The 8,164-nt window shown below is 69.1% G+C and carries 4 protein-coding genes and 1 tRNA gene; 4 read left to right on the top strand and 1 reads right to left on the bottom strand.

Features of this window, described 5'->3' with window-relative positions; genetic code table 11:
• Positions 1 to 8: 8 nt before the first annotated feature.
• From HFGMBDPB_RS24630 to HFGMBDPB_RS24645, 4 genes are all read left to right on the top strand, one after another.
• Complete coding sequence (locus tag HFGMBDPB_RS24630; protein ID WP_016453729.1) at positions 9 to 1,196, top strand: vWA domain-containing protein; 1,188 nt, start codon at positions 9 to 11, stop codon at positions 1,194 to 1,196.
• A gap of 4 nt (positions 1,197 to 1,200) precedes the next feature.
• Positions 1,201 to 3,123 (top strand): autotransporter assembly complex protein TamA, encoded by a 1,923-nt coding sequence (locus tag HFGMBDPB_RS24635; protein ID WP_205626982.1) that lies wholly within the window; start codon positions 1,201 to 1,203, stop codon positions 3,121 to 3,123.
• A 2-nt stretch (positions 3,124 to 3,125) separates the two neighbouring features.
• Positions 3,126 to 7,445, top strand: coding sequence for a translocation/assembly module TamB domain-containing protein (locus HFGMBDPB_RS24640; RefSeq protein WP_212646479.1), 4,320 nt, complete (start codon positions 3,126 to 3,128; stop codon positions 7,443 to 7,445).
• A gap of 77 nt (positions 7,446 to 7,522) precedes the next feature.
• Positions 7,523 to 7,597, top strand: a tRNA-Arg gene (locus tag HFGMBDPB_RS24645).
• 275 nt (positions 7,598 to 7,872) lie between these two features.
• Here the strand turns inward: HFGMBDPB_RS24645 and HFGMBDPB_RS24650 are convergent.
• A partial coding sequence (locus tag HFGMBDPB_RS24650) for a transposase (protein ID WP_212646480.1) occupies positions 7,873 to 8,164 on the bottom strand: 292 nt, incomplete at its 5' end.

The raw sequence follows: 8,164 nt of genomic DNA on the forward strand, positions 1-8,164 counted from the left end.
GAGATGCCATGCTGATCGACTTCTTCTACACCATGCGCGCGGCCAAGCTGCCCGTCTCGGTCAAGGAGTTCCTGACCCTGCTGGAGGCGCTGCAGGCCGGCGTGGTCGGCCCCAGGAGCGAGGACGCCTGGAGCCTGGACGACTTCTACCACCTGGGCCGCACCGTGCTGGTCAAGGACGAGAAGCACTACGACAAGTACGACCGCGCCTTCGCCGCCTACTTCAAGGGCGTGGAGATGGTGGCCGACCTCACGCGCGAGATTCCCCAGGACTGGCTGAAGAAGCTGCTGGAGCGCGAACTCTCGCCCGAGCAGAAGGCCGCCATCGAAGCCATGGGCTGGGACGAGCTGATGGACACGCTCAAGAAGCGCCTGGAGGAGCAAAAGGAGCGCCACGAAGGCGGCAACAAGTGGATAGGTACGGGCGGCACCAGCCCCTTCGGCCACGGCGGCTACAACCCGGCCGGCGTGCGCATCGGCGGGCCGGGCCGCAACAAGAGCGCCGTCAAGGTCTGGGAGCAGCGTGCCTACCGCGACTACGACGACACGCAGGAGCTGGGCACGCGCAACATCAAGGTGGCGCTGCGCCGGCTGCGCAAGTTCGCACGCGAAGGCAGCGACCTGGAGCTGGACCTGCCCGACACCATCCGCAGCACGGCCGCCAACGCGGGCTACCTGGACATCAAGATGATCCCGGAGCGCCACAACAACGTGAAGGTGCTGCTGCTCATGGACGTGGGCGGCACCATGGACGAGCACGTGCAGCGCGTGGAGGAGCTGTTCTCCGCCGTCAAGAGCGAGTTCAAGCACCTGGAGTTCTACTACTTCCACAACTGCGTCTACGACTTCATGTGGAAGAACAACCGCCGCCGCTTCGCCGAGAAGTTTCCGACCTGGGACATCATCCGCAAGTACAACAAGGACTACAAGCTGATCTTCGTGGGCGACGCCACCATGAGCCCCTACGAGATCCTGCAGCCCGGCGGCAGCGTGGAGTACATGAACGAGGAGCCCGGCGCCGAATGGCTGCAGCGCCTGACGCATGCCTTCCCGCGCTTTGCCTGGATCAACCCCGAGCCGCCCGGCGTCTGGCAGTACCGCCAGAGCATCAGCATCATCCAGCAGCTCACGGGCAACCGCATGTACCCTTTGACACTCAAAGGTCTGGAAGACGCCATGCGCCTGCTGTCAAAATAGGCCGATGCCCAAGCTCCCCCCCGCGACAGCGCCGGCCCGAGGGCCGGCGTTTTTGTTTCTGTTGAGTGCAGCCCTGATGCTCGGCGGCTGCAGCCTCCTGCCGTCCAAGAATGATGACAAGGACACGGACCCGTCGCTGATTGCAGCGACCGGCGACCCGGCCTTCTCCCTTGTCGTCGATGCGCCCAAGGAAGTGCGCGAGCTGCTGGAAAAGCACCTCGAACTGCGCCGCTACCGCTACCAGAGCGACCTGCAGCGGCGCGAGCTCACGCGGCTGCTGGGCGCCACCGACGCCAACGTGCGCGACCTGATCGGCACGCTGGGCTACTTCAGCCCCACGGTCACGGTGGAGATCAAGGAAACGCCCGAATCCGACGAGGCCCCGCTGGAGGTCACCGTCAAGGTGGACCCGGGCGAGCCCGCCACCATTGCGCGCAGCCAGGTGCGTTTTGCGGGCGTCAATGCCGACGATCCCGATGGCGCCTCCCAGCGCGCCACCATCGAAGAGGACTGGCCGCTGCAGCCCGGCCAGCGCTTCAGCCAGTCCAGCTGGAGCCAGGCCAAGAGCCAGGGCCTGCGCACGCTGCAGTCGCGCCGCTACCCGCTGGCGCGCATCGACTCCAGCCTTGCAGACATCGACGCCGACACGCACGAGGCCGATGTCAGCGTGGCCTATGCACCCGGCCCGGCCTACACCTTCGGCCCGCTGCGCATCGAAGGCGCCCAGCGCTACGACCCCGTGGGCACGGCCCGCATCGCACGCCTGCCCGAGGGCGAGGAATACGACCAGACCGCCCTGGTCGACGCCCAGCTGCGCCTGGCCAGCAGCGGCTACTACGACTCCGTCTTCCTCACGCTGGCCAACGTGCCCCAGCAGGGAGACAGCGCCGCCGAGGACGAGGAAGCCATCAAGCGCAAGGGCGCCCAGGTCACCACGCCCGTCATCGCCCAGGTGCGCGAGGCCCAGATGCAGAAATGGGTCTTCGGCGTGGGCATGAGCACCGACACCGGCCCGCGCCTGAGCGTGGACCACATCCACAACCGCCTGCCCTGGCTGGGCTGGCGCGCCGTCACGCGCATGCGCTTCGACCGCAAGAACCCGCTGATCTCCACGCAGTGGACCGCCCTGCCCGATGAAACCCTGTGGCGCTGGTTCACCACGGCCAAGGCCGAGCGCGCGCCCTCGGGCGACTTCGATGTCAACAGCCTGCAGCTGCGCGCCGGCCGCACCAAGTCCGAAGACCACATCGACCGCAACTACTACCTGCAGTACGACTACGCCAAGACCCAGGGCGAGGGCGCGCCCCCGTCCAGCTCGTCGGTCACGGCCAACTACGGCTGGACGGGCCGCTACTTCGACAGCACGCTGGCGCCCTCCTCGGGCTTCGGCTTCGCCTGGGAAGTCGGCGCGGGCACCACGCTCACGCCCCAGCGCACACCGTTCGGCCGTGTCTCGGGCCGCTGGCTCAGCCTGATTCCCATCGGCGAGGTCGATCCCGAGACCAAGCGCCGCAGCCGCCTGGCGCTGCGCGCCTCCGGCGGTGCCCTGCTGGCCCGCAAGGATGCCGACCTGCCCGTCACCCAGCTGTTCATCACCGGCGGCGACAACACCGTGCGCGGCTACGGGTACCAGAGCATCGGTGCGCGCACCGACAGCGGCAAGGTCATCGGCGGGCGCTACATGGCCGTGGGCAGCATCGAGTGGCAGCGGCCCATCGTCATCAAGGGCAACACGCAGGACTGGGAGCACGCCGTCTTCCTGGACGCCGGCACCGTGGGCGATGCGCCCGACTCCATGTACATGCGCGTGGGCGTGGGCACCGGCCTGCGCTGGCGCAGCCCCGTGGGCCCCGTGCAGGCCGACATCGCCTGGGGCGCCCAGGAAAAGCAGCTGCGCCTGCACCTGCGCCTGGGCTTCAACTTCTGACCATGGTGGATTCCCGCTTGAATACCCCTGCCTCCTCCGCCGCGCCAGACCAAAGCCCCCAGGCGTCCCCTCCGTCGCCTGCGCCCCGCCGCCGCTGGCTGCGCTACCTGCTCTGGTTCTTCCTGGTCCTGGTCCTGCTGCTGGCCGCCCTGCTGGGTTCCGCCTGGTGGTGGAGCGGCCGTGCCGATTCGCTGGCCTACACCCTGCAGCGCGTGGCCGGCTGGCTGCCCGCAGGCCAGAGCCTGCAGGCCAAGGAAGTCACCGGCACCGTGCGCCAGGGCGGGCGCATCGGCTGGCTGCAATGGCAAAGCCCCACCATGAAGGTGGAGCTGCGCGACGCCACCATCGGCTGGCAATTGCGTCCCCTGCTGTCGCGCACCGTGCGCCTGGGCGAAGTGCGCATCGCCGAGCTGAACATTGCCAGCACCCCCGACCTCGAGGACAAGAAACCCGTCGAGCCGCTGCAGCAGCTCGTGCTGCCCGTGAAGATCGACGTGCCCTTCCATGTGGAGCGCATCGTCTGGCAAGGCCCGCCCCAGGCCGAGGTACTGGGCCTGCAAGGCCACTACGCCTACGACGGCAGCGAGCACCAGCTGGACGTGCGCGACCTGCAATGGGCCGATGGCAGCTACCAGGCCAGGCTGCGCCTGCAGGCCCGCGCGCCCATGGCCATCCAGGCCGAGCTGCAGGGCGACCTGCAGGCGCCTGCCCTGGCTTCGGACGACGAGGCCTCCGCAGCCAAGGCCCCCAAACCTGCACCGCTGGCCGTGCAGGCCAAGGCACAGATCGACGGCACCCTGGCCACCGCCGCTGCGCAACTGGGCATCAAGCTCCAGGTTGATGCCAAGCCCGGGACGGTGTCCGAGGAAACGCCTGCCCCTGCCGCCGTACAGAAATCCGCCAGGGCCGATGGCAAGAACGGCAAGGCCAGGGAGCGCAAGGAAGCCGCCCCCGTGTCCGAACCCATGCATGCGGACATCGAGGCCAGCATCCGGCCCTGGCAGCCCCAGCCGCTGCAGACCGCGCGCGCCCAGCTCAGCCAGATCGACATCGCCGCCTTCTGGCCCCAGGGACCGCGCACCCGCATCAGCGGCGAATTGCAGGCCGGGCCGGATGGCAAGGCAGCTGATACAGCCCAGGCACCCGCCACGGAACAGCCATCGGACCAGGCACCAGGCTCGGCCATCGCCACCACCGCCTGGCAGCTGACGACACGCCTGAACAACGCCATGCCCGGCCCCTGGGACCGCCAGCGTCTGCCGCTGGACCAGATCGAGGCCGCAGTGCGCTATGACGGCCAGCAGTGGCTGCTGGAGCAGGCGCAGATCGCCATAGGCTCGGGCAGCATCGACGCCCAGGGCCGCTTCGAGCCCGCCACCAAGGTCTTCGAAGGCCAGGCCAAGGTCCAGCGCCTGGACCCCGCCGCGCTCTACAGCCTCCTGGAAGCCGCACCGCTGCAGGGCGAGCTGCGCGCCAGCACCACGGCAGAGCAGCAGGTGGACTTCAGCGTGGACATCCAGGCCGCAGCAGCGCCCGCAGGCGCCAAGCGCCAGCCCCTGCGCATAGAAAAACTCGCCACCAAAGGCCGCTGGGCCCAGCCCGTGCTGTCGCTGGAGAACCTGCAGCTTGATGCGCTGCAGGCCTCGGTGCGCAGCCGCAGCCTGCAGTTCGACACCGAACAGCAAAAGCTGCAGACCGTGCTGAAGGCCCAGCTGCCCGGCGCCGAACTCTCGCTGGACGGCCACATCAGCCCTGCCGCAGGCCAGGGCAGCAGCCAGCTCAAGCTGTCGTCACTCACCGCCCTCACGCAGTGGCTGCGCAAGCTGCCCGGCATGAAGGACCCGCTGGCCGGCGCCCTGATCGAAGGCCAGGCCCAGCTGGACGCCAGCTGGCGCGGCGGATGGGGCGCACTGCAAAAGCGCATGAAGGCCGCCGTGGGCGACCCCCTGCCCGCCAGCGGCCTGCAGCTGCAGGCCGACCTGCAGGCCGCCAAGCTGCGCTACCTGCCCGCCAACACGCCGCCCGAGCAGGCGCTGGAGCTGCCCGAGCTGCGCCTGGCCCTCAAGGGCTCGCCCGAGCAGGCCAGCCTCACCCTGGCCGGCCAGGCGAAGCGCGGCACGCAGACCGCGCAGATCGACACGGCCCTGCAGGCAGGCCTTGCCACGGCGCGCGGTGCCGCGCCCCTGGACTGGCAGGCCAGCATCGACAAGCTGCAGGCCCGGCTGAGTCCGGGCCAGGACCTGCCCGGCCCATGGCAGCTGCAACTGGCAGGCAACCAGCCCGTACGGATCGCCCAGCGCACCACGGGCCGCACCGTGCTGTCCACCGCCTTCACGGCATCGGCCGGCAGCCTGCAGGTCACGCCGCCCACCCTGCCCCAGCGCCGCACCAATGCCCAAGCGCCCCAGCCCGTGCTGCTGGCCTGGGATGACACCCGCGCCAGCCAGGGCGGCGACGGCCGCTGGGCCCTGCGCAGCACCGGCCGCGCCCAGGCATTGCCGCTGGCCTGGGTCGATGCCCTGTCCATGGCCGAGGAGCCCCCGCTGGCCGCCATGGGCCTGAGCGGCGACCTGAGCTTCAACGCCCGCTGGGACATCGACACGACGGGCCCCGCGCTCAAGGCCGAACTGCTGGTCGAGCGTGCAGCCGGCGACCTGCGCCTGGCCGTGGAAGACGGCTCGGGCACCACCGTCATCCACACCACGGGGCCGCGCTCCAGCAAGCCCGGCGAAGTGCGCACGCATACCGTGCGCGGCGCCGGCATGCGCGCCCACATCAAGCAGGCCCGCCTGAGCGTGCGCGCCCAGGGCGACGACGTGCAGGCCAAGCTCGACTGGGACAGCGAACGCGCCGGCACCCTGACCGCGCAGCTGGGCACGCGCCTGGCCCAGCAGGACGGCACCTGGACCTGGCCCGAGAAGGCCCCTCTGTCCGGCCAGATCGACGCCCGCATGCCCGACATCGGCATCTGGGCGCTGTTCGCCCCGCCCGGCTGGCGCGTCACCGGCTCGCTGCAGGCCAAGGCCGAGATCAGCGGCGACCGCCAGAACCCGCAGTGGCAGGGCAATCTCTCGGCCGACGGCCTGAGCATCCTGTCCGCGCTGGACGGCATCGACCTGCAAAACGGCGTGCTGCGCGCGCGCCTGCAAGGCAACCGCCTGGACCTGACCGAGCTGCGCATGCAGGGCGGGCGCGGCAGCAATGCGCGCATCCTGGGCTACAGCGGCAACCTCACCACGGCACCGCGCGAAGGCGGCGAACTCACGGGCTCGGGCTTCGTGCGCTGGGACCCGCCCAACGCCGATGGCAGCAACTCCGGCCTGAGCATGGACCTGCGCGCCCAGGCCACCAGGCTGCAGGTGCTGGTGCGCGCGGACCGCCAGGTCAGCGTCTCGGGCGGCCTGCAGGCCAGGCTGGAGCAAGGCCAGTTCACGCTGCGCGGCGACCTCACCACCGACCGCGCCACCATCATCCTGCCCGAGGAATCCGCGCCCTCGCTGGACTCCGACGTGGTCGTGCACTCGGCCGCCTCGCGCAAGGCCGAGCAGGAAGCGGCGCGCAAGCAGCAGCAGGCCGACCGCAAGGCCCAGGCCCGCGCGGAAACCATCAAGCTGCCCGACATCCTCGTCAAGCTTGACCTGGGCCGCGACTTCGCGCTGCAGGGCTACGGCATCACCACCCGCCTGGAAGGCGCGCTGGAAGTGCAAGGCCCCACCGTGGCGGGCGGCCCGCCGCGCATTACCGGCGAGATCCGCACCGTGCAGGGCCGCTACCGCGCCTGGGGCCAGTCGCTGGACGTGGAGACCGGCCTCATCCGCTTCAACGGCCCCTACGCCAACCCCTCGCTGGACATCCTGGCGCTGCGCCCGAACATCGCCGTGCGCGCAGGCGTGCAGGTGCAGGGCACGGCCAACGCCCCGCGCGTGCGCCTGTACTCCGACCCCGAAATGCCCGATGCCGAAAAGCTCTCCTGGGTGGTCATGGGCCGCGACCCCGCCACGGGCGGCGCCGAAAGCGCCCTGCTCCAGCAGGCCGCGCTGTCCCTGCTCAGCGGCGGGCGCAACAACAGCGGCAAGATCGCCAGCAACCTGGGCCTGGACGAGATCGGCTTCAAGGGACCGGGCGGCGAAGGCTCCACCGGCGCCGCCCTCACCCTGGGCAAGCGCCTGTCCAGCGACCTCTATGTCACCTACGAGCAAAGCCTCTCGGGCGCCATGGGCACGCTGTACATCTTCTACGACCTCTCGCGCCGCCTCACCCTGCGCGGCCAGACCGGGGAAACCAGCGCGCTGGACCTGATCTACACCGTGCGCAAGGACTGACGCCCCACCCCTGCGCAGCCGCCCTGCCGGCGCTGCGCGGGGCGGACCCGCCATGGGTTTACAATCGCCGTTTGCTCCTCTCCGTAGTTCAATGGATAGAACGGGCGCCTCCTAAGCGCCAGATACAGGTTCGATTCCTGTCGGAGGGACCATCAATTTTCCAATGGCGACAACCACTTACAGCTCATTGAGTGGGTGTCTGGGCCATAAGTGGGACATGAATACGGTCTCAAGAGCTGGATTGCATGCCCGCGCAGTGGGCTCTCAACACGGAAACGACGACAGCCCCCTCGGCGCCCTTATGGGAATCGAAGGGGCCGTTTTCGTTTCGTTTGGCCCGAGCTAAGCGCGCGTACCCGCATCAGCGCCGAACCTTCTCCAGCGCCATCGCAGGGCCTGCTCAGGCAGGGCAAATCACTTAGACTGGCTAACACCACCGATCCACGAAGCGTGCACAGATGATCGCCGCTGCCAGTTTTAGCAGCGCTTCGTGGATATCCAGTCGTCTTTCAAAGCGGATTCGCAACTTGCCAAAGCCTGCAAACCATCCATGGGTCCGCTCCACCACCCAGCGATGCTTGCCCAGTCGCTCGCTACTCTCAACGCCTCGCCTGGCAATGCGGCTGGCGATGCCCCGTTGTCTCAAGTGCGCACGGCAACGCTTGTAGTCATAGCCCTTGTCGGCATGCAACTTCGATGGTCTTTTGCGGGGGCGCCCT

Source organism: Delftia sp. PE138, from assembly GCF_018320755.1.
GTDB classification, from domain to species: Bacteria; Pseudomonadota; Gammaproteobacteria; order Burkholderiales; family Burkholderiaceae_C; genus Comamonas; species Comamonas tsuruhatensis.

What these genes read in the sequence shown, in the direction of transcription:
- HFGMBDPB_RS24635 (WP_205626982.1), top strand. Translation starts at nt 1,201, where the DNA reads ATGCCCAAGCTCCCCCCCGCGACAGCGCCGGCCCGAGGGCCGGCGTTT.
- HFGMBDPB_RS24630 (WP_016453729.1), top strand. Translation starts at nt 9, where the DNA reads ATGCTGATCGACTTCTTCTACACCATGCGCGCGGCCAAGCTGCCCGTC.
- HFGMBDPB_RS24640 (WP_212646479.1), top strand. Translation starts at nt 3,126, where the DNA reads ATGGTGGATTCCCGCTTGAATACCCCTGCCTCCTCCGCCGCGCCAGAC.